Source organism: Streptomyces sp. NPDC102259 (assembly GCF_044766465.1).
Classification (GTDB): domain Bacteria; phylum Actinomycetota; class Actinomycetes; order Streptomycetales; family Streptomycetaceae; genus Streptomyces.
Genome location: NZ_JBIWMA010000001.1, coordinates 70,985 through 91,139, shown reverse-complemented (window position 1 = coordinate 91,139; position 20,155 = coordinate 70,985). Strand labels below are relative to the sequence as shown.

19 protein-coding genes and 1 tRNA gene are annotated in these 20,155 nt (G+C 72.5%); 15 read left to right on the top strand and 5 right to left on the bottom strand.

Going from position 1 to position 20,155, the window contains the following annotated elements; translation table 11 throughout:
• Nucleotides 1-173: 173 nt before the first annotated feature.
• The 7 genes from ACIRPU_RS00480 to ACIRPU_RS00450 all read left to right on the top strand — a co-directional run bounded on the left by ACIRPU_RS00480 (nucleotide 174) and on the right by ACIRPU_RS00450 (nucleotide 6,513).
• Nucleotides 174-1,127, top strand: a complete 954-nt coding sequence (locus tag ACIRPU_RS00480) for a phosphatase PAP2 family protein (protein WP_403859691.1) — start codon at nucleotides 174-176, stop codon at nucleotides 1,125-1,127.
• Entirely contained in the window at nucleotides 1,078-2,199 is a 1,122-nt protein-coding gene (locus tag ACIRPU_RS00475; RefSeq protein WP_403861525.1) for a hypothetical protein, read from the top strand. Before ACIRPU_RS00480 ends, ACIRPU_RS00475 begins: the two co-directional genes overlap by 50 nt.
• On the top strand, nucleotides 2,190-3,815 hold the full coding sequence (locus ACIRPU_RS00470) for a hypothetical protein (protein ID WP_403859688.1): 1,626 nt from the start codon (nucleotides 2,190-2,192) through the stop codon (nucleotides 3,813-3,815). The genes ACIRPU_RS00475 and ACIRPU_RS00470 overlap by 10 nt, the downstream gene beginning before the upstream one ends.
• Nucleotides 3,812-5,152 carry an AAA family ATPase gene (locus ACIRPU_RS00465; protein ID WP_403859685.1) on the top strand — a complete coding sequence of 447 codons (1,341 nt, stop codon included), beginning with the start codon at nucleotides 3,812-3,814 and terminating at the stop codon, nucleotides 5,150-5,152. The genes ACIRPU_RS00470 and ACIRPU_RS00465 overlap by 4 nt, the downstream gene beginning before the upstream one ends.
• Nucleotides 5,153-5,345: 193 nt before the next feature.
• Nucleotides 5,346-5,714, top strand: coding sequence for a hypothetical protein (locus ACIRPU_RS00460; RefSeq protein WP_310435087.1), 369 nt, complete (start codon nucleotides 5,346-5,348; stop codon nucleotides 5,712-5,714).
• Between the two features lie 147 nt (nucleotides 5,715-5,861).
• Nucleotides 5,862-6,449, top strand: coding sequence for a bifunctional DNA primase/polymerase (locus tag ACIRPU_RS00455; RefSeq protein ID WP_355701567.1), 588 nt, complete (start codon nucleotides 5,862-5,864; stop codon nucleotides 6,447-6,449).
• Nucleotides 6,440-6,513: transfer RNA gene (locus ACIRPU_RS00450), tRNA-Lys, on the top strand. The genes ACIRPU_RS00455 and ACIRPU_RS00450 overlap by 10 nt, the downstream gene beginning before the upstream one ends.
• A gap of 130 nt (nucleotides 6,514-6,643) precedes the next feature.
• Here ACIRPU_RS00450 and ACIRPU_RS00445 read toward each other — a convergent pair.
• Nucleotides 6,644-7,957 carry a M6 family metalloprotease domain-containing protein gene (locus ACIRPU_RS00445; protein ID WP_403859681.1) on the bottom strand — a complete coding sequence of 438 codons (1,314 nt, stop codon included), beginning with the start codon at nucleotides 7,955-7,957 and terminating at the stop codon, nucleotides 6,644-6,646.
• Nucleotides 7,958-8,248: 291 nt separating this feature from the next.
• On the opposite strand from ACIRPU_RS00445, the gene ACIRPU_RS00440 reads away from it, so the two are divergent.
• Entirely contained in the window at nucleotides 8,249-10,084 is a 1,836-nt protein-coding gene (locus ACIRPU_RS00440) for a putative bifunctional diguanylate cyclase/phosphodiesterase (protein ID WP_403859678.1), read from the top strand.
• Here ACIRPU_RS00440 and ACIRPU_RS00435 read toward each other — a convergent pair.
• From ACIRPU_RS00435 to ACIRPU_RS00425, 3 genes are all read right to left on the bottom strand, one after another.
• Nucleotides 10,063-11,196 (bottom strand): LLM class flavin-dependent oxidoreductase, encoded by a 1,134-nt coding sequence (locus ACIRPU_RS00435; protein WP_403859675.1) that lies wholly within the window; start codon nucleotides 11,194-11,196, stop codon nucleotides 10,063-10,065. The genes ACIRPU_RS00440 and ACIRPU_RS00435 overlap by 22 nt on opposite strands.
• 133 nt (nucleotides 11,197-11,329) lie before the next feature.
• Nucleotides 11,330-12,061, bottom strand: coding sequence for a decarboxylase (locus ACIRPU_RS00430; protein ID WP_403859672.1), 732 nt, complete (start codon nucleotides 12,059-12,061; stop codon nucleotides 11,330-11,332).
• Nucleotides 12,058-12,906: a decarboxylase gene (locus ACIRPU_RS00425; RefSeq protein WP_403859669.1), complete on the bottom strand. Its 849-nt coding sequence runs from the start codon at nucleotides 12,904-12,906 to the stop codon at nucleotides 12,058-12,060. Before ACIRPU_RS00425 ends, ACIRPU_RS00430 begins: the two co-directional genes overlap by 4 nt.
• A gap of 136 nt (nucleotides 12,907-13,042) precedes the next feature.
• Here ACIRPU_RS00425 and ACIRPU_RS00420 point away from each other — a divergent pair, with 136 nt between their 5' ends.
• Both ACIRPU_RS00420 and ACIRPU_RS00415 read left to right on the top strand, forming a co-directional pair.
• Nucleotides 13,043-14,005, top strand: coding sequence for a D-2-hydroxyacid dehydrogenase (locus ACIRPU_RS00420; RefSeq protein ID WP_403859666.1), 963 nt, complete (start codon nucleotides 13,043-13,045; stop codon nucleotides 14,003-14,005).
• Nucleotides 14,006-14,028: 23 nt separating this feature from the next.
• On the top strand, nucleotides 14,029-15,402 hold the full coding sequence (locus tag ACIRPU_RS00415) for an amidase (RefSeq protein ID WP_403859663.1): 1,374 nt from the start codon (nucleotides 14,029-14,031) through the stop codon (nucleotides 15,400-15,402).
• Between the two features lie 3 nt (nucleotides 15,403-15,405).
• Here the strand turns inward: ACIRPU_RS00415 and ACIRPU_RS00410 are convergent, their stop codons facing one another.
• A complete protein-coding gene (locus ACIRPU_RS00410) occupies nucleotides 15,406-15,924 on the bottom strand; it encodes a DUF3830 family protein (RefSeq protein WP_403859660.1) in 519 nt (172 codons plus the stop codon).
• 38 nt (nucleotides 15,925-15,962) lie between these two features.
• Here ACIRPU_RS00410 and ehuB point away from each other — a divergent pair, with 38 nt between their 5' ends.
• The 5 genes from ehuB to ACIRPU_RS00385 all read left to right on the top strand — a co-directional run bounded on the left by ehuB (nucleotide 15,963) and on the right by ACIRPU_RS00385 (nucleotide 20,059).
• Complete coding sequence (gene ehuB, locus ACIRPU_RS00405; RefSeq protein WP_403859657.1) at nucleotides 15,963-16,877, top strand: ectoine/hydroxyectoine ABC transporter substrate-binding protein EhuB; 915 nt, start codon at nucleotides 15,963-15,965, stop codon at nucleotides 16,875-16,877.
• Complete coding sequence (gene ehuC / locus ACIRPU_RS00400) at nucleotides 16,874-17,518, top strand: ectoine/hydroxyectoine ABC transporter permease subunit EhuC (protein WP_355701576.1); 645 nt, start codon at nucleotides 16,874-16,876, stop codon at nucleotides 17,516-17,518. Before ehuB ends, ehuC begins: the two co-directional genes overlap by 4 nt.
• A complete protein-coding gene (ehuD, locus tag ACIRPU_RS00395) occupies nucleotides 17,515-18,165 on the top strand; it encodes an ectoine/hydroxyectoine ABC transporter permease subunit EhuD (RefSeq protein ID WP_403859654.1) in 651 nt (216 codons plus the stop codon). Before ehuC ends, ehuD begins: the two co-directional genes overlap by 4 nt.
• Nucleotides 18,155-18,934 carry an ectoine/hydroxyectoine ABC transporter ATP-binding protein EhuA gene (gene ehuA / locus ACIRPU_RS00390; RefSeq protein ID WP_355701578.1) on the top strand — a complete coding sequence of 260 codons (780 nt, stop codon included), beginning with the start codon at nucleotides 18,155-18,157 and terminating at the stop codon, nucleotides 18,932-18,934. The genes ehuD and ehuA overlap by 11 nt, the downstream gene beginning before the upstream one ends.
• A gap of 372 nt (nucleotides 18,935-19,306) precedes the next feature.
• Nucleotides 19,307-20,059, top strand: coding sequence for an IclR family transcriptional regulator (locus ACIRPU_RS00385; RefSeq protein WP_403859651.1), 753 nt, complete (start codon nucleotides 19,307-19,309; stop codon nucleotides 20,057-20,059).
• Nucleotides 20,060-20,155: the final 96 nt, after the last annotated feature.

Below are 20,155 nucleotides of genomic sequence, written 5' to 3'. Positions count from 1 at the left end.
GCGGATCCCTTCCATCATCGCTCACCCTGAACAGGGGCAACCCGAAGGGCGATCTCAGCGTCTTTGAGAGCCGGGGCGCCCACGAAGGGCGCGCACACGCGCCGTAAAGTGGCCCGTCCCGAGCCACCGGCACAGCAGCGACCAGACAGCGACACGAAGGGGGAGGCGATCGGATGCCGCAGACCGAGACACCAGGCACCGAGGCGGTCCCGCGGACACGGCTGCGCTGGTGGACCGAGCTGCCCCTGCTCGTGCTGGTGTACGCCTGCTACTCCGCGGGCCGACTGCTCGCGCGGGGCGATGTGACGACCGCCGTCGACCACGGCCTGGCGATCCTGCGCGTCGAGAAGTTCCTGCACATCAACGCCGAGCACCCGCTGAACCGGCTGTTCAGGACGCAGGCGTGGATCGGCGTGCCGGCCGACTTCTGGTACGCGTCGCTGCACTACCTGGTGACGCCCGTGATCCTGGTCTGGCTGTTCCGGTCGGGGGCCCGGCACTACCGGGCGGCCCGCACCTGGCTGATGACGTCCACGTTCATGGGTCTCATCGGCTTCACGCTGCTGCCCACCTGCCCGCCCCGGCTGCTGTCGGTCGGCCACGGGTTCGTGGACACCATGGCCCAGTACAGCTCGTACGGCTGGTGGGGCGGCGAGGCGAGCGCGCCGCGCGGCATGGGCGGCATGACCAACCAGTACGCGGCGATGCCGAGTCTGCACGTCGGCTGGGCCCTGTGGTGCGGTGTCATGCTGTGGCGCCACGGCGGCACGCGTACCGCGAAGACGGCCGGCGTGCTCTACCCGCTGGTGACGACGCTCGTGGTGATGGGCACCGCCAACCACTACTTCCTCGACGCGGTCGCGGGCGCGGCCGTGATGGGCGTCGGGCTGCTGCTGACGCCGTTGGTGATGCGCGGCGCGGACCGCGCCCGGGTGTGGTTCGCGGACCGTGTCCCGCTGGTCGCGGCGGCCTCTGCGAGCACATCGTCCTCGATTGTCAGTGGCGGATGCCAGACTTCGACGGGTGAGCGAATTCCACGGCAGCGCGAGTCACGGTTCGGCCCCGGAGCCGAGCCGGGTGCCACCCCCTCGGACGCGGGGGACGGCGCTCCGGCAGCGGCTCGCTGAGCTGCGCGGCCCCGACGTACCGGCCAAGGCGCTGGACGCCCGTGCCCTCGCGGCGCTCGCCGCCAACCCGGGCTGCGAGCGGCGCGCGATCCTCGACGGCGCCGGGGTGGACAAGGCCACGCTGGCGGACGCGCTGGGCTCGCCCTCGGCCTTCGGGCAGTCCCAGTTCGCCCTCACGCGCGGCAACGCGTTCGAGGCGAAGGTGAAGGCGGACGGCGGCGCGGAGCTGCTGCGGCTGGTGCACGAGCGGCTGGACCCCGGCGCCGCACCGCCCGCCGACGCCGCTCTGCCCGACCTGTCCGCGATCGGTCCCGAGGGCCGCACGGCGCGCACCGCGCTGGCGCTGCGCGAGGCCACCGGGGCGACCGGGACCTGGACGCTCCTGGACCATCCGATGATCGCGCTCGACGTCGCGGGCTCCCCCGCCTTCCTGGAGCCGGACGCGGTGGTGGTGCACCCCGACGGCAGCTGGACGGTCGTGGAGATCAAGTCCTTCCCGATGCTGGACGGCTCGGCGGACCCGGCGAAGGTCGGCGCGGCCGCCCGGCAGGCCGCCGTGTACGTGCTGGCCCTCGAGGCGGTCGCCGCCCGGCTCGACCCGGCCCCGCGCGTGCGCCACCGCGTCCTCCTGGTCTGCCCCAAGGACTTCTCCAACCTGCCCACCGCCTCCGCCGTGGACGTGCGCAAGCAGCGCGCGGTCACCAGCCGTCAGCTGGCCCGCCTCACCCGCATCCAGGACATCGCCGACGCCCTCCCCGAGGGCACCTGCTTCTCCCCCGAGCTGCCCGCCGAGCGCCTCACGGCGGCCGTCGAGTCGGTCCCGGCGACGTACGCGCCCGAGTGCCTGGCCGCCTGCGAGCTGGCGTTCCACTGCCGTAAGCGGTCCCGCGCGGCCGGCGCGGTCACCTCCCTGGGCCGTTCCGTGCGGGCCGAACTGGGCGGGCTCACCACCGTCGAGGACGTCCTCGCGGCGGCGCGCGGCGAGAGCGGCGATCCGCGGGATCCGGCGGTGGCCGCCCTGCGCCGGGCCGCCCGACTCCGCGCCGACGCCCTGGGGACGATGTGTCACTGATCACCACCCTCGCCCGCCTCGAGGCCGTCACGACCGGCCGCGCCCAGCCCACCGCCACCGTCCGGCACCGGCGCCTCTCCGAGCGGCCGCTGGTCTTCGTCCCGCTGACCACGGCCGGTGAGGCCGGCGCCCCGCTGGGCGCGCTGGTCGGCACCGACCGGGACGCGCCGCGGCTGCTCGTCGTACCGCAGCCGCGCGACCGCGACCTGAGGTTCGCGTTCCTCGCCGAACTGGCCGACGTCGTCCTGCCGTACCTCGACTCCTACGCCGACGTCGTCGAGGCCGCCGAGCGCAGCGAGACCGACCCGGAGACCGGAAAACGCGTCAAGGTCGAGGTCGAGCTGTGCGCCGACGCGCCCCAGCTGATCGTCCCGAGCCGCGCGGGCGTCGACTTCGTGCGTCTCCTCGGCCGCTCCATGCGCTTCCGGCGCACGGCGGAGCAGGACCCGGAGACGCCGTATCCCGCGCCCCCGCACGTACCGCTGCTCGGGCGGTGGCTGACCCACTTCGGGGAGCGGTCCCGGGTGCCCGGCTCCTCGCTGCTCATGGCGATGACGGAGCTGCTGGGCCGGCACTGGGCGACCGGGCAGTCCAGCCTGGAGGACCAGCACCTGGGGGCACAGCTCGCCTGGATCGCCCCGCCACCGGGTGAGACGGGCGCGCAGGCGGCGCTGCGCGCGGAACTCGCGCGGGACGCCGCCGGACAGCTGCTGTGCCCGCCGGCCGGTCCGGCGACCGACCCGGCGTTCGACAACAAGCTGCTCGCCCCGGCCTTCGAGCGCTACGACCGCGCGCGTACCGCCCTGGCCGCCGCCGAGGACGGCCTCCAGGCCGACGACCGGCTGGGCGCGCTCACCGCGGCCGAGCAGGAGATCCGCGAGCTGGTGAAGAGCCGGACGCTGCCCACCTGGAACAAGGTGTGGGAGGGCCTGGACCTGCTGCGGGCGCTGCCGGAGGGCGCGCACGTCGAGGAGCGGTGGACGCGCGACCGCTGGTCGTTCACCGGCCACCGCGACCGGGTCGTCGCCGGTGAGCCCCCGCAGCCGCGGCGCGACGACGCGGTCACCGCCGCCAACAAGCTCGCCACCCGCGAGCGCGAACAGGCCCGGCTGGAGGCGCAGGAGGCGCTCGACGACCCGCTGGTGATGGCAGGGCGGCGGCTGGCCGGGGAGGCGTTCGCGGGCGACGTCGTCGACGTGGTCATGGCATACAGCGAGAGCAAGCGGCCGAGCCCGCGCCCGCTGGTCACCGTACGGACGGACGACCGGCCGCACCTCGGGGAGCGGGCGAAGGTGTTCCGGTCGCTGGGCGGGAAGCCCCAGGCGGCCGAGTTCGTGCGGCGGGACGGCGAGGACGACGGGCACGGCGAGGACGGCGACACCGGTGACGTCCTGCTGGTGCTGCGGATCGTCGACAAGATGGGCCGGGGCAAGGAGCCCGAGGCGGGGTCCGTGCCCGAGAAGGGCGACCGGCTCTGCTTCACGCTCTTCGAGCACGAGCAGCGCGGCGGCGCGAAGCTTCCCGACCCGGAGGACACGCCGTGGACGCATGGCGGCCCGCCGGGCGAGCAGGTGCCCGAAGTCCCCGATTCCGTCACCCGGGAGGATGTCCTGTGACCACCGAGGCCGCGTTCGACCCCGGTACCGCCGCCACTCGCGCCACCGACGCGATCCTGCGCGACACGCTGCACGGCACCGCGCGCGGGGTGGTCGTCGACTCCCCGCCCGGCGCCGGCAAGTCCACGCTCGTCGTCCGCGCGGCCCTGGAACTCGCCGACGCGGGACGGCCGTTGATGGTGGTCGCGCAGACCAACGCGCAGGTCGACGACCTGGTCGTGCGGCTCGCCGTGAAGAACCCCGAGCTGCCGGTGGGCCGGCTGCACAGCAGCGACGCCGACCCGTACGACAAGGCGCTCGACGAGCTGGCGAACGTACGGAAGTCGGCGAAGGCGGCGGAGCTGGCGGGCCTGCCGGTGGTGATCTCCACGGCGGCCAAGTGGGCTCATGTGAAGGTCGACGAGCCGTGGCGGCACGCGATCGTGGACGAGGCGTACCAGATGCGGTCGGACGGGCTGCTGGCCGTGGCCGGGCTGTTCGAGCGGGCGCTGTTCGTGGGCGACCCGGGGCAACTGGACCCGTTCTCGATCGTGGGCGGCGAGCAGTGGGCGGGCCTGTCGTACGATCCGTCGGCCTCGGCGGTGAGCACCCTGCTGGCGCACAACCCCGAGCTGCCGCAGCACCGGCTGCCGGTGTCCTGGCGGCTTCCGGCGTCGGCGGCGCCCCTGGTCTCCGACGCGTTCTACCCGTTCACCCCGTTCCGCAGCGGCACCGGGCACGGCGACCGGCGCCTGTCCTTCGCCGTGCCCCCGGACGGCTCCGGCGCCGACCGGGTGATCGACGAGGCTGCGGAGTCGGGCTGGGGCCTGCTGGAGCTGCCCGCCCGGCACACGCCCCGGACCGACCCCGAGGCGGTGCGGGCCGTCGCGACGGTCGTCCGGCGGCTGCTGGACCGGGGCGGCGCGGCCACCTCGGAGCTGTCCCCCGACCCGACCCCGCTGACCGCCGACCGGGTCGCCGTCGGCACGGCCCACCGCGACCAGGCGGCGGCGGTGCGGGCGGCGCTGGCGGAGCTGGGCGTCCCGGACGTGACCGTGGACACGGCGAACCGGCTCCAGGGCATGGAGTTCGACGTCACGGTGATCCTCCACCCGCTCTCCGGCCGCCCCGACGCCACCGCCTTCCACCTGGAGACGGGCCGTCTGTGCGTCCTGGCCTCCCGGCACCGGCACGCGTGCGTGGTGGTGTGCCGGGCAGGCGTGGGCGACCTCCTGGACGCCTACCCGTCGACGGAACCGGTCCAGCTGGGAACCCTCGTCAAGTTCCCGGACGGCTGGGAGGCGAACCACGCCGTACTCTCACACCTCGCGGAACACCGCGTCCCCTGGACACCCTGACCTCGACAACCCCGCCCGTCTGTGCGCCGGGTGGCGTGCGGGCCCTGATCCGGCGGGAACATCGGGGCCGCCGGGGGCCTTGAGAGTGCGGGGCCGAGGGCCTCTTGCGCTGTCGGGGGACAATGGAGGGTGGTCCACTCCGCCGGTGCTGTCCGCCTGTGGAGCCATCCGAACCGTACGAGGAGGAGAAGACATGGCGGAGCCCACGCCGCGTCGGAACGAACCGCGGCTACGCCCCGCGCCCCTGCTCTTCGAGCCCGCCGAGGCGGCCGGTGATCCGGAGCACTTCTTCGACCTGGAGTCGATAGACGATCCGGCCGCGTTGCTCACGCGGGCGACGGAGCTGACGCTCGCGTTCCGAGCGGCCGCCGACCGGGCGGTGGAGTTCCAGGCCATGGCGGCGGCACAGCTCGCCGATCCGCGCCGCTTCGACCGGCTGACCCCGGCGGACATCGGCGAGCGGGCCGAGTGGACCGAGGACTACGCGAAGAAGATGGTCGAGTTCGGCCGGGATCTGCTGCGGGGCGACACCGAGGGGCGGGGGCACGCCGACCCCGTGTGAGCGCCGCGTCGGCACCTCGGCCGCGCCGTGCACGACCTGCCCGCCTGGCATATGCCGGGCGGGCAAGATACTCCTCCCCCTGCCCTCCCGTCCCGGTTTCCCGCAACCCTGTGAAATCGTCCGCTCACCCCCGGTAGACCTGGAGGTATGAGCAGCGCATGCGACGAACCCATCGGCGTCACCCCGGACGGCGCCGCCTGGCTGGCCTCCGCCGGGACGTATCCGCGCAGCACGCTCGCCTTCTGGGAGGAGCGGCCGCAGGCCCCGGTGGTGCTGCCCTGCGGGTCGGCGTTCGACATCGTCAGCGCGCCGGCGATGTTCGGGCGGCTGATGCTCGACCGGCTGTGGGGCGAGGGGCCGGGCTCCGGGCCGGTGGCCGCGTTCCGCGGGCGGACGCTGATGTTCGCGGCGCCGGGCACGGCCCAGCGGCTGCCCTCGCTGCTGGAGTGGGAGGAGTGGAGCGCCGAAGGCCGCCGGGACGGCCGTGCCGCGACGGTGCCGCCGCTGCTGTGCCACGGCACGGGCGACGCGGTGACCGTGCCCGCGCTCACCCCCGCTCGGGACGGCGCGTCGACGCGCTGGATGGTCGCCCCGGACACCCGTCATCCCTGGCTGCCGGGTCCGGAGATCCTGCTGTGGGCGGCGGTCCGGGCGGCCCGTTCCGCCGTGCGGATTTCGATTTCTCCTCCCCAGGACCAGGATGCTAAGGTCTACGACGTCAGCAGGCGCCGCTAGCTCAGTTGGTTAGAGCAGCTGACTCTTAATCAGCGGGTCCGGGGTTCGAGTCCCTGGCGGCGCACAGACGGCAAAGGCCCCTCGCGAAAGCGGGGGGCCTTTCGCGTGCCCGGTTCGGGCCACGTCCGGGACGGGCCAGGCGCAGGTCGGGGCCAGGGTCAGGCACAGGGTCAGGGCCAGGGCCAGGGTCAGGGTCAGAGCTTCGTCCCCGGTGTGATCTTCACCGTCCACTCCCCCGACACCGTGCGCCCCTCCACGTCCACCCGCACGCCGTTGCCCGGCACCGTGAAGCTCTCGCCGAGGGCGACCGGGGCGTCCGCGAGGGGCGGGTAGACGGAGTTCTCCCAGCAGGCCTCCGTGCGCGGGTGGGCGTCGATCACCTCGACCGGACCCCGGCCGGACCGGGCGCCGCTGCTGATGCGGTAGACGAGGACGCCGGTGCGGCAGGCCGCCCGGTCGTTGCCGGCCGGGCCGCGCGCCTCGAAGGCGAGCGCGCTGTCGGGGCCGGTGCGCACCACCGCGAGCTTGCGCCCGTTGCCGAGTCCGAAGGCCGGCGCCCCGGAGGCGCGGGTGACCGGCACGCCGGGTCCGGCGCTCAGCGGTTCCAGGGTCAGCCGGGTCGGCCCCGGCCCCCGTACGCACACCACCTGGCGCTCGTCCAGCCAGCCCAGTTTCCACTTGTGCCAGGCGAACAGGTCGGGGGCGAGGCCGAACTGGCTGCCCATCAGGTCCCAGTCGCCGACGTAGGTGTCCCAGTCGCCCTTGCCGTCGGCGGGCCGGTGGTAGAGGTCGGGCAGGTCGAAGACGTGGCCGGTCTCGTGGGCGAGGACGAGACGGTCCGGGGGGTGCTGCTCGAAGACCGTGACGACCCGGCGGATGTCCTTGCCGTCGGCGTTCAGCGGGGTGTCCAGGTTGACGACCTTCGTGGCGTCCGAGTCGACGCCCGGCGCGTCCGGGTCGGCCACGAAGTAGACGACGTCGTAGCGGGAGAAGTCCACGTGGGGGTCGGCGGCGGCCAGCGCGTCGTGCAGGTAGGCGGCTCGGCTGTCGGCGTTCCAGTCACGCTGTATGGCGTACGCGGTGGACGGCTTCGGCATGCGGATCCAGCGCTTCAGCGGATGCGCGCGCAGGGCGAACTTCCCGTAGGACGCCTGCTGGAAGAAGCGGCTGGTGGCCGGGAAGTGGTCGGCGGCCAGTTCGTCGGGGGTGGTCGTAGGGAACCGGTCCGGGAAGGACAGGAAGACCATCACCGCGTCGAGGGAACGGGTCGGCCGCGGGTAGGCGGTGTTCCAGGTGTCCACGCCCTCCGAGTGGTGGGCCGTGGTGCGGGTCAGGGCGCACGGCGTGGGCGAGAACGGCTCGGCGACCGAGGGGCCGCCGACGAGCGAGTTCGCGACCAGCGCCGAGAGGGTGGTGAACACGGCCGCGGTACTGCGCAGTCGGGGGCGCGGAAGCAGTCGCACACGTCGCGGCACTCGCGGCACAGGGACCTCCGGAAGGCGGTTCATGGGACACCGCCACCAGCCTGTGTGAATTTGTCGTACTACGCCCTGTTTGTCTGCCCCAGACGAGTGAGGAGGCGGAAAGCGGGCATCACCTCGACACCCCCGGAATTCTCACGGAACGTCACAAGCGGTCGTCCCCCCGCAGAACCGGGCCAGGTGCGGGCAGAAACGATCTGTCAGAAAGGCCGGTTGTTCGGGGACACTGGGCAGTGGCTGCGCGGGTCCGGGGGCAGCCTCTATGATCGGCAGACTTTCCTGCACGGACAGCGATCGAGTGCACTGCGGGAGCGAGCGGTGAGCGGAACGTCCGAAGGGCCGACGCCCGCGGCAGACCTCGACCGGTCAGCCGTCACAGAGAGTGACATCGACAGCACGGAAAGCGGGCTCCTGGTCAACCGACCAACGGCCTACCGTTCCGTCTTCGCGGCGGCGCCCCTCGCCATGGCCGTCGTCGACGGCGAGGGTCGTATCGTCGACGCCAACGACGCGCTCGGCGCGCTGCTCGGCGGCGGGACCGCGGGCCTGGTCGGGCGGGTCGCCTCCGACCTGCTGGACCTGGTCTCCGACGCGCGCACCTGGCACGCCTACCGCGAGGTGCTGCGCGGCCGGCAGGCGAAGCTGCGCTGCACCCGGCGCCTGAAGCAGCCCGACGGGCGCTCGCTGTGGGCGCAGGTCACCGTCTCGCCCCTCGACCCCGACACGCCCGGCGTGCTGCTGTCGGTCGCCGATGTCGGCGCTCACCGTGACCTCCAGGCGAGACTGCGGCATCTCCAGATGCACGACCCGGTGACCCGGCTGCCCAACCGGACCCTGTTCTTCGAGCGGGTGTCCGCCGCGCTGGAGGCGGAGGTCTACGAGCAGAGCGGGACCGGCCGGATCGGCCTGTGCTACCTGGACCTGGACGGCTTCAAGGCGGTCAACGACACCCTCGGTCACCGGGTCGGCGACCTGCTGCTGGCCGCCGTCGCCGAACGGCTGACGGAGTGCGCCGAGCAGGCGGGGCAGACCCGGCCGAGCGTGCCGCTGGTGGCCCGGCTGGGCGGCGACGAGTTCGCGCTGCTGGTCGAGGACTCCACCGGCACCGAGCAGCTCGCCGACCTCGCCGAGTCCGTGCTCAAGGCGCTCCAGGCCCCCTTCGACCTGGCCGGACACCGGCTGAACGTCTCCGCGTCGATCGGGGTCGTGGAGCGGCACGCGGCCGGCACCACGGCGACCGGTCTGATGCAGGCCGCCGACACGACCCTGTATTGGGCGAAGGTGGACGGCAAGGACCGCTGGACGCTGTTCGACCCCGAGCGCAACGCGCATCTGATGACCCGGCAGGCACTCGCCTCCACGCTCCGGCCCGCCATCGAGCGCGGCGAGTTCCGCCTCGACTACCAGCCGTTGGTCGGCATGTCGGACGGCCGGCTGCGCGGTGTGGAGGCGCTGGTGCGCTGGGATCACCCCCGGTTCGGGCTGCTGTCGCCGAATCGGTTCGTCGCGCTGGCCGAGGAGGACGGTTCGATCGTGCCGCTCGGCCGATGGGTTCTGGCCACCGCCTGCCGCCAGGCACGGCAGTGGCAGCTGGACAATCCGGACGATCCGCCGCTGTTCGTCAGCGTCAACGTGGCGGTGCGTCAGGTGTGGGACTCCGACCTGGTGGCGGATGTGGCGGAGATCCTCGCCGAGACCGGGCTCGCGCCGCACCTGCTCCAGCTGGAGCTCACCGAGTCGGCCGTGATGGGCTCGGCGGGGCGACCGCTCCAGGCGCTCCAGGCGCTCAGCGACATGGGCGTGGGCATCGCCATCGACGACTTCGGCACCGGCTACTCCAACCTCGCCTACCTGAGCCGGCTGCCGGTCTCGGTGCTGAAGCTGGACGGGTCCTTCGTGCGCGGCTTCCAGTACGAGGGCGCGGGCTCCCCGCCGAACCCGGCCGACCAGGTCGTCGTCGAGGCGATGATCGACCTCGCCCACCGGCTGGGGCTGACCGTCACCGCCGAGTGCGTGGAGACCTCCGCGCAGGCGACCCGGCTGCGCAGCATCGGCTGCGACACCGGGCAGGGGTGGCTGTACTCCCGTCCGGTGTCGCCGGATCGTATCTCCGAGCTGCTGGGGACCGAGACCTACGCCGTCGGCAACCCGTAGGCGTCCGCGACGAGTTCGTAGGAGCGCAGGCGCAGCTCGCCGCGGTGCGCGTGGCTGGTGAGCATCAACTCGTCGGCGCCGGTGCGCTTGTGGAGGTCGTCGAGGCCGGAGCGGACCTCGTCGGCCGTGCCGTGGATGATGTTCGCGCCCCAGGAGTCGACGAACTCCCGTTCCAGTGGACTGAATTCGTGCGCCTCGGCCTCCTCGGGGGAGGGGAACAGGCCGGGGCGGCCGCCGCGCAGCCGGACCATGTTGAGGCCGGTGGCCAGGACCTGTCGGCGGGCCTCCCGCTCGTCGTCGACGGCCAGCACGGAGACGCCGATCAGCGCGTAGGGCTCGGCGAGCACCTCGGACGGGCGGAAGGACTCCCGGTACAGGTCAAGGGCCGGGACGGTGTTCTGCGCCGAGAAGTGGTGCGCGAAGGCGAACGGCAGGCCGAGCACGCCGGCCAGCCGGGCGCTGAAGCCGGAGGAGCCGAGCAGCCAGATCGGCGGCCGGTGCGGCGACTGCACTCCGCCGGGGGACGTGCCCTGGACCGGGCCGGGGATCGCGTGGATACGGCCGTACCGGTGGCCCTCGGGGAAGTCGTCGTCCAGGAAACGGGTGAGCTCGGCGAGCTGTTCGGGGAAGTCGTCGGCGCCCTCGTGCAGGGTGGCGGTGCGGCGCAGGGCGGCGGCGGTGGCGCCGTCCGTGCCCGGGGCGCGGCCGAGGCCGAGGTCGATACGGCCGGGGGCCAGCGCCTCCAGGGTGCCGAACTGCTCGGCGATGACCAGGGGCGCGTGGTTGGGCAGCATCACGCCGCCCGAGCCGAGCCGGATGCGGTCGGTGTGGGCGGCGAGGTGGGCGAGGATCACCGCGGGCGAGGAGGAGGCGACGCCCGGCATCGAGTGGTGCTCGGCGACCCAGTAGCGGTGGAAGCCGCGCGACTCGGTGAACCGCGCGAGTTCGACGCTGGTGCGCAGGGCGTCGGTGGCGGTGCGACCGGAGCCGACGGTGACCAGGTCAAGGACGGAGAGGGGGACCGGCGCGCTTCCCTGAGCCGCCCCTCGGATCCCGTCCGCCGCCGGCCCACCGCTCGCCGTATCGCCTGCCGCCGTCTCGTCTGCCGCCACGGGGGTCCTCCTGTTGTCGGCCGTTCACTGTCCTTCGCCGCATAACAGGAGGGTGTCCCCGTTTATTCCCGCCCGACGCGCCCGACGCGACCGACGCGACCGGCCGACCGGGAGGACCGGCGGGACCGGCCGGTCAGACCTGCACGATCGGCTCCCGGGTGAAGAGGGCGCCCAGGCCCGGGGCGTTCACTCGGCGGTCGGTGAGGCGCAGGGCCTCCCAGACCGTGACCTGGTTGGCGGTGAGGACCGGCTTGCCGAGCTCCTTCTCCAGCGCGGGGAGGTGCGCGGCCGTGTGCAGGGCGGTGTCGGGGAGCAGGACCGCCTGCGCGTCGGGCGAGTCGGCGGCCCGGGCGAGGGCGAAGACCTCCGCCTCGTCCCAGGCGCCGACCTCGGCCGCCGTGACGATCCCGGCGCTGTGGACGCCGGTCACCTCCACGCCGCCCGCCCGCAGGAACCCGGCGAACAGAGCGGCCACGTCGTCCGGATAGGTCGCCCCGACGGCGACCCGCCCCACGCCGATCTCCTGGGCCGCGTGCACGAAGGCGAAGGAGGTGGACGAGGCCGCCATCCCGGCGGTCGTGGCCAGGGCGCGCACCTGCTCCTGGGCGCCCTCCCAGCCGTACACGAAACTGCCGCTGGTGCAGGCCCACACGATCGCCTCGGCGCCGGCCAGCCGCAGCTGCTCGACGCCCTTCGCCAGCCGCTCCGGCGCGCCCATCCGCCGCAGCGCGTCGACCCGGTGCGCGTCCTCGCCGATGTCCGTGTGGACGACGTCCAAGCGGATGTCACTGCCCAGGAGCTGCTCGATACGGGGGTAGTCGTCCTCGGCCGAGTGGCCCGGGTAGAGGAAACCGAGTGCGGTCATGTCCAGCCTTCCTGCTGCTCTTCTTCCGGCAGGACCGGGGGTTCCTGCGGCACGGGAAGTTCCCGCGGTACCCGGGTGTCCGGCAGCCCGGGGGGCCACACACGCGCTGAAGCGTCCAGCAGCGCTTGATACGGTCCCACCGCCCGGGTACCCAGTCGGCGCAACGCCGCCCACATGGTCACCTGGTTGGCCGAGATCACCGGTATCCGCAGTTCGGCCTCCAGTTGGGGGATGACGTCGTAGGTCGGCAGGTTGGTGCAGGAGATGAACAGCGCGTCGGCGGACGCGGGCGCGCGCACCGCCCGGTGGGCCATCTCCACCACCTCCCGGTACGGCACCTTCCAGATGTGCCGGGTCAGGCCCATGAACGCGCGTCCGGTGACCGTGCCGCCCGCTTCGGCCACGTACTCCTCCAGCGACCGCGTCACCGACTCCGTGTACGGCGTCACCAGGGCCACCCGGCGGGCGCCCAGCTCCGTCAGGGCCTCGATCAGCGCGCCCGAGGTGGTCACGGACGGCGTCGCGCCGGCCCTGGTCATCGCCTCGCACATCGCCCGTTCCCCCGCGAGCCCGCCGACGAAGCTGCCCGAGGCGCAGGCGTAGGCGACGGTCTCGGGGGCGACCGCGATCAGGGTGCGGACGGCGTCCCTGAGCGTCTCGTGCTCGCTCACCCGGCGGGCGAGGTCCAGGCTGACCTCGACGGGGACGTACGGCGTGCGGGTCAGGTGGAGCGAGACGTCGTCCGGCGTCCAGCGCCACAGCTCGCGGTCCAGCGCGAAGTCGAAGGGGGCGACGACACCGAGGCCGCGCTGCGCGCGGGGGCCGCCGAGAAAGGTGACGTCCATTGCGGGCACCGCCCTCACGGGGAGACAGGATGCGCAACGAGCCGTACGAACGGCCGTGTTGACGACGGTAGGTTCGGGTGCGAACGTGGTCAATCCGCGCACGTCAGGCACTTGGTCACGGACGGAGGGGCACCGGATGGCCGCAGCCCCCGCTCCGCTGCCCACGCTCCTGGTGCTGGACGCCGATCCCCTCCCCCGGCTCGGACGCCTCACCGGACGGGCCCGGGTGCTGCACACCGACGAGGCCTCCCTCGCCGCACGGCTGCCCGAGGCGGACGTCCTGCTGGTCTGGGACTTCGCCTCGCGGGCAGTGCGCGCCGCCTGGCCCGGCGAGGGGCCGCGGCCGGGCTGGGTGCACACGGCGAGCGCGGGCGTTGACCATCTGATGTCCCCCGAGCTCGCCGCCTCGGACACGGTGGTGACGAACGCCCGCGGGATCTTCGACGAGCCGATCGCCGAGTACGTCGCCGCGCTGGTCCTGGCGATGGCGAAGGATCTGCCGCGCAGCTGGGAGCTTCAGCAGCGGGGCGAGTGGCGGCACCGGGAGGGCACGCGGGTCGCCGGGACCCGGGCCGTCGTCGTCGGGTCGGGGCCGATCGGACGGGCGGTCGCCCGCACCCTGAAGGCGCTCGGCATGACCACGGCCGTCGTCGGCCGCGTCCCGCGCACCGGCATCCACGGCCCCCAGGACCTGGACCGGCTCCTCGCCCGCGCCGACTGGGTGATCGCGGCCGCCCCGCTCACCGAGGAGACGCACGGCATGTTCGACACCCGGCGGTTCGGGGTGATGCAGCCCTCCGCCCGGTTCGTGAACGTCGGCCGCGGCCCGCTGGTCGTCGAGGACGCGCTGGTACGGGCCCTGGAGCGGCGGTGGATCGCGGGCGCGGCCCTGGACGTCCTCACCACCGAACCCCTCGCCGCCGACAGCCCGTTGTGGCGGGTCCCGGGGCTGCTGATCTCGCCGCACATGAGCGGCGACACGGTCGGCTGGCGGGACGAGCTCGGCGCGCAGTTCGTGGAGCAGTTCGAGCGGTGGGCGGCGGGCCGGCCGCTGAAGAACGTGGTCGACAAGCAGCGCGGATACGTGCCCGGACACTGACGTCCCCGGCCTTCGGAGGGTGCATGACCGACCTCACCACACTCACGGCGACCGAGCTCCTCGACGGTTACCGCAAGGGCGAGTTCAGCCCCGTGGAGGCGACCGGCGCGGTCCTGGACCGGGCCGAGCGGATCCAGCCGGAGGTGAACGCGTTCGTGCGGCTACTCGCCGACGAGGCGCTGGCGCAGGCGGCGGCCTCCCGGGAGCGGTGGCGGCGCGGGGAGCCGGCCGGGCCGGTCGACGGGGTGCCGGTGACGGTCAAGGACATCCTGCTGCTGAAGGGGCATCCGACCCTGCGCGGCTCGACGTCCGTCGATCCGTCCGGCTCCTGGGACGAGGACGCCCCCGCCGTCGCCCGGCTGCGCGAGTCCGGCGCGGTGCTCGTCGGCAAGACCACCACCCCCGAGTACGGCTGGAAGGGGGTGACGGACTCCCCGCTGACCGGCGTGACCCGCAACCCGCACGACCCGTCGCGCACGGCGGGCGGTTCCAGCGGCGGGAGCGCGGCCGCCGTGGCGCTCGGGGCGGGACCGCTGTCGCTGGGGACGGACGGCGGGGGCAGTGTCCGTATCCCGGCCGCGTTCTGCGGGATCTTCGCGCTGAAACCGACGTACGGCCGCGTGCCGTTGTACCCGGCGAGCGCCTTCGGGACGCTGGCGCACGTGGGTCCGATGACCCGGGACGCGGCGGACGCGGCGCTGCTGCTCGACGTGATCGGCGTGCCGGACGCACGGGACTGGTCGGCGCTGGGCCCGGCGGACGGGCCGTTCCGGACGGGGCTCGACCGGGGTGTACGCGGGCTGCGGGTGGCGTACTCGCCGTCGCTGGGCGGACAGGTCGCGGTACGGCCGGGGGTCGCGGCGGCGGTACGGCGGGCAGTGGAGCGGCTGGCGGAGCTCGGCGCGTACGTCGAGGAGGCCGACCCGGACTTCACCGACCCGGTGGACGCCTTCCACACCCTGTGGTTCGCCGGGGCGGCCCAGGTGACCCGGCGGCTGCGGGCGCAGCAGCGGGCGGCGCTCGATCCGGGGCTGCGGGAGATCCGCGCCGAGGGCGCGCGGTACACCGCCCTCGACTATCTGGCCGCGGTGGACGTCCGGATGGAACTGGGCCGCCGCATGGGCCGTTTCCACGAGACCTACGACCTGCTCCTCACCCCGACGCTGCCGATCACGGCGTTCGAGGCGGGCGTGGAGGTGCCGGCCGGGTCGGGACACCGGCGCTGGACGGGGTGGACCCCCTTCACCTATCCCTTCAACCTCACCCAGCAGCCCGCGGCGACGGTTCCGGTGGGAACGGACGACGACGGGCTGCCGGTGGGGCTGCAGATCGTGGCCGCCCGGCACCGGGACGACCTGGTGCTGCGGGCGGGGCATGCGTTGCGCGACCGGCCGTAGCCCTCACCCGGGCGGGCCGCAGCGCCGGAACCGCAGCGTCTCCCCCGTCGCGCCCGTGCGCCACAGGTCGTTGCACGCCTCCGCCATCGGTTCCAGGCCGTCCACCACCTGGCCCCAGACGATGCCGGGGACCCAGCCGACGTCGCCGTTGAGGAGCAGGTTGTTGCGTTCGTAGAAGAGGGCCAGGTCGACGACCGTCGTGCCCGGGCGGACCTCACGGTCGTAGCCGTAGGCCTGGGTGCCCAGTTCCGTTCCGGCGAAGGAGAAATAGCAGAGATCTCCGGGGATCGGGGTGACCGTCGGGTTTTCCAGGGGCGGTTCCGTTTGTGCGAACGGTGGGAAAAGCGCGTAGATCTCGTTACGGGCGTACTTCGCGTGGTAGACGTCGCCGGCGAGGGGCAGGGCGTTCCAGACGGCGTCGCAGGTGACCGGGGCGCGGTCCACCAGCAGTTTTGCCGTGCAGTGGATTTCGCGCTTCACCAGGGAGACCTCGAGATAGCGGTCGGCAGCCATGGGATCCATGGTGCATACGTCGAGTGGTCCTGGGTAGCCGCGCCGCCATGGCTCCACCGACCAGACAACTCAGTCATCGCATACACACAACCGGAACCTCCCGCCGATCGCTGCTCGCGGGGGTGGCGGCGCTCGGCACGCTGGGCGTCGCGGGCTGCTCACGGGTGGCGACGGCGTCGGCCGCGCCCGGCGGCGACCTGCTGGAGAGACTCCGCGCGCAAGGTGTCGTACGGCTCGGGATAGCCGGTGAGATTCCCTTCGGATACATCGACAGGGACGGTCGGTTGACGGGTGAGGCGCCCGAATTGGCGAAAGCGATATTCAAGCGGCTCGGCGTCGACGAGGTGCAGCCCGTGCCCACCGAGTTCGGGTCGCTCATTCCGGGGCTCGGTTCCCAGCAGTTCGATGTCGTGGCCGCCGGGATGTACGTCAATCCCGACCGCTGCGAGCAGGTGATATTCGCCGACCCGGACTATCAGATGCTGGATGCCTTCATCGTCCGCAAGGGGAACCCGAAGGGGTTGCACTCCTACAAGGACGTGGTGGAGAAGGGCGCGAAGTTCGCCACCGGGACCGGGTACGCGGAGATCCAGTACGCCGTCGAGGCGGGGTACGAGCAGGACGACATCCTGATCGTGCCGGACCAGGTCGCCGGCCTGAACGCCGTCGAGGCGGGGCGGGTCGACGTGTTCGCCGGTACGGCGCTCACCGCCCGTGAGGTCGTCAAGAAGTCCGCCAAGGCCGAGGCGACCAAGCCGTTCGCGCCGCTGGTCGACGGCAAGCCGCATGTCGACGGGGGCGCTTTCGCGTTCCGGCCGACCGAGACGAAGCTGCGGGACGCCTTCAACGTCGAGCTGCGGAAGCTGAAGAAGAGCGGGGAGCTGTTCCGCATCCTGCGGCCCTTCGGGTTCACCGAGGCCGAGATGACCGACCTGACCGCGAAGGAGCTGTGCGGCGGATGACCTCGGGACTCTGGGAACTCGTCCTCAGGGGGATCTGGGCGACCGTTCAACTGCTGGTGTTCAGCGCCCTGCTGGGCGCTGCCGTCTCCTTCCTCGTCGGGATCGCGCGCACCCATCGGCTGTGGATCGTCCGCTTCCTCGCGGGCTTCTACACCGAGGTGTTCCGCGGGACCTCGGCGCTCGTGATGATCTTCTGGGTGTTCTTCGTGCTGCCGCCCGCGTTCGGCTGGCAGCTGGTGCCGATGTGGGCGGGCACCCTCGCGCTCGGGCTGACGTACGGCGCGTACGGCGCCGAGATCGTGCGCGGCGGCCTCCAGGCCGTCGACCCGGCGCAGCGGGAGGGCGGGATAGCGCTCGGCTTCACGCCCGGGCAGCGGATGCGCAAGATCCTGCTGCCGCAGGCGGTGCCGGAGATGATCCCGCCGTTCTCCAACCTGCTCGTCGAACTGCTCAAGGGCACCGCCCTGGTGTCCGTCATGGGCATGGGCGACCTGGCCTTCAGCGGCAACCTGGTCCGCCTGGCGCTGCAGGAGAGCGCGGAGATCTACACCTACGTACTGCTCATCTACTTCGTGATCGCGTTCCTGCTCACCCGGGTGATGCGCGGGCTCGAGAACCACCTGAAGGCGGGTGTGCGATGAACTGGGACTGGAACGCGGTCCACGACTTCATGCCGTTGTTCTGGGACGGCCTGCTCGTCACCCTCCAGGCGCTGGTCCTCGGCTCGCTGATCTCGTTCACGCTGGGTCTGGTGTGGGCGCTGCTGATGCGGACGCCCACGCGGTGGGTGCAGTGGCCGGTCGGGATCGTGACCGAGTTCGTCCGGGACACCCCGCTGCTGGTGCAGCTGTTCTTCCTCTTCTACGTGCTGCCCGAGTGGGGCCTGACCCTGTCGGCGATGGCCACCGGGGTCGTCGCGATCGGGCTGCACTACTCGACGTACACGATGCAGGTCTACCGGGCCGGGATCGAGGCGGTGCCCGTCGGCCAGTGGGAGGCGGCGACCGCGCTGAACCTGCCGAAGGCCCGGACCTGGCGAACGGTGATCCTGCCGCAGGCGGTCCGCCGGGTCGTGCCGGCGCTCGGCAACTACGTCATCTCGATGCTCAAGGACACGCCGATGCTGATGGCGATCACCGTGCTGGAGATGCTCGGCCGGGCCCGGCTCTTCTCCCAGGAGCACTTCCAGTTCACCGAGCCCCTCACGGTGATCGGCGTGGCCTTCATCGTCATCTCCTATCTCGCCTCCGTCCTCATGCGCACCCTGGAGCGACGCCTTGTCCGTTGACACTCTCAAGCAGCCCGCCGACACCCCGAAGAGCACCGAGCTGATACGGCTGGAACAGGTCACCAAGCGGTTCGGGGACAACACCGTCCTCGACCATCTGGACTTCTCCGTGCAGCCCGGCAAGCACGTCACTCTCATCGGCCCCTCGGGCTCCGGCAAGACCACCATCCTGCGGCTGCTGATGACCCTGACCAAGCCGGACGAGGGCATCATCACCGTCGACGGGCAGCAGCTGTTCCCGGCGCCGGAGAAGCAGGTCCGCGAGGTCCGCAAGAAGATCGGGATGGTGTTCCAGCAGTTCAACCTGTTCCCGAACATGAGCGTGCTCAGAAACCTCACCGAGGCCCCGGTGACCGTGCTCGGCCTGTCCAAGGACGAGGCGGAGGAGCGGGCGCGCGAGCTGCTGGACCTGGTGGGCCTGGCCGACAAGTGCGACGCGAAGCCGTCCCGGCTGTCGGGCGGCCAGCAGCAGCGGGTCGCGATCGCCCGGGCGCTGGCGATGCGGCCGCAGATCCTGCTCCTCGACGAGGTCACCTCGGCGCTGGACCCGGAGCTGGTCGCGGGCGTCCTCGACGTCCTCAGGGACATCGCCCGTTCCACCGACATCACGATGCTCTGTGTGACGCACGAGATGAACTTCGCCCGTGACATCTCCGACCAGGTCCTGATGTTCGACGCGGGCCGGGTCATCGAGGCGGGGCCGCCGGAGCAGATCTTCGGCTCACCGGAGCAGGAACGCACACGGGAGTTCCTGAGCGCGGTGCTGTAGGCGCCTTCCCGGCCCCGCGGACCCGGCTGCGGACCCGGCCTCAGGCCCGGCTCAGGCTCGGCTCAGGCCCGGCTTCAGGAAGTGAATCCGCCCAAGACCCCAGCTCTGGTCGCCGGGACATGACTTTGGCATATGCCAGAGTGCCAGCGCCGCAGTTGAGGGGGCCGAAGGCGGCACACATTCTCGTCAACAACCCCTCCCCTCGGCCCCCTTGGCCGCTATCGTGGAGGTGATTCACTGCCAGGATCAGGAATCACGGCCAGAAGGCGACCAGGGGGGAACCGTGGCGCTGCGGTGTTGTTCCGGGGGACACCCCTCGGACCCCCGGCCGAACCTGCTCGCACCCTGCACCACAATGCGAGGTGAGCTGCCATGAGGCTCGAGCCGACCCTGCCGTACCACTCGGCCCAGGAAGCGTTGCGCGTCCTGGAGACGGTGGCGCGGCACTCCACCGGTGTCACCGACGTCGAACTCGCCCGCCAGACCGGCCTCACCGCGGAGCGACTGACCACACTCCTGCGCATGCTGCGCCGCGAGGGCTACGTCGAGCAGATCGCCGACGGGGCGTACGTCACGGGCGACGCCCTGACCCGCCTGGGTTCCACGCACCACCGTGAGCAGGCCCTGCACGACCAGCTCCAGCACACCCTCGACCGGCTCCGTGACTCCGTGGGCGCCGCCGTCTACATCAGCCGGTACGTCGACGGCGAGGTCACGATCACCCAGTACGCCGACGGCCCCGCCACTCCGTCCGTCAACGAGTGGGTCGACTTCCGCTCCTCCGCCCACGCCACCGCCCTCGGCAAGAGCCTGCTCGGCCAGCTCGACCACAACGGCCGGCGCGACCACCTCTCCCGGCACAAGATGGCCCGGCTCACCTCGCGCACCATCACCAACGACAAGCTCCTGCTCTCCCGGCTGGAGGCACAGCCGCCCACGGTCCCGATGCTCGACCTCCAGGAGTACGCGATCGGCACGGTCTGCGCGGCCGTCCCGATCACGGCCGGCTCCATGGCGGGCTGTCTGGCGCTCTCCCTGCCCGTCGAGCACGCCCACCGGCTCCGCCAGGCAGCCGAGACCCTGAACAGGAACGCGGCACCGGTACTACTGTCACTCGCGATCTGACACCCGTCCGACACCCGTCCGACGCCCGTCCGGCCGGTGGCCTGCGGGTGGTCCGGCGGGCGCTCCCGAGTGGTGCGGAGCACCCCCGCGGACCAG

Bases quoted from the DNA above. Each gene is read 5' to 3' on its own strand.
- ACIRPU_RS00480 (WP_403859691.1), top strand. From the start codon at position 174: ATGCCGCAGACCGAGACACCAGGCACCGAGGCGGTCCCGCGGACACGG.
- ACIRPU_RS00460 (WP_310435087.1), top strand. From the start codon at position 5,346: ATGGCGGAGCCCACGCCGCGTCGGAACGAACCGCGGCTACGCCCCGCG.
- ACIRPU_RS00455 (WP_355701567.1), top strand. From the start codon at position 5,862: ATGAGCAGCGCATGCGACGAACCCATCGGCGTCACCCCGGACGGCGCC.
- ACIRPU_RS00445 (WP_403859681.1), bottom strand. From the start codon at position 7,957: ATGAACCGCCTTCCGGAGGTCCCTGTGCCGCGAGTGCCGCGACGTGTG.
- ACIRPU_RS00430 (WP_403859672.1), bottom strand. From the start codon at position 12,061: ATGACCGCACTCGGTTTCCTCTACCCGGGCCACTCGGCCGAGGACGAC.
- ACIRPU_RS00425 (WP_403859669.1), bottom strand. From the start codon at position 12,906: ATGGACGTCACCTTTCTCGGCGGCCCCCGCGCGCAGCGCGGCCTCGGT.
- ACIRPU_RS00420 (WP_403859666.1), top strand. From the start codon at position 13,043: ATGGCCGCAGCCCCCGCTCCGCTGCCCACGCTCCTGGTGCTGGACGCC.
- ACIRPU_RS00415 (WP_403859663.1), top strand. From the start codon at position 14,029: ATGACCGACCTCACCACACTCACGGCGACCGAGCTCCTCGACGGTTAC.
- ACIRPU_RS00410 (WP_403859660.1), bottom strand. From the start codon at position 15,924: ATGGATCCCATGGCTGCCGACCGCTATCTCGAGGTCTCCCTGGTGAAG.
- ehuB (WP_403859657.1), top strand. From the start codon at position 15,963: ATGGCTCCACCGACCAGACAACTCAGTCATCGCATACACACAACCGGA.
- ehuC (WP_355701576.1), top strand. From the start codon at position 16,874: ATGACCTCGGGACTCTGGGAACTCGTCCTCAGGGGGATCTGGGCGACC.
- ehuD (WP_403859654.1), top strand. From the start codon at position 17,515: ATGAACTGGGACTGGAACGCGGTCCACGACTTCATGCCGTTGTTCTGG.
- ACIRPU_RS00385 (WP_403859651.1), top strand. From the start codon at position 19,307: ATGAGGCTCGAGCCGACCCTGCCGTACCACTCGGCCCAGGAAGCGTTG.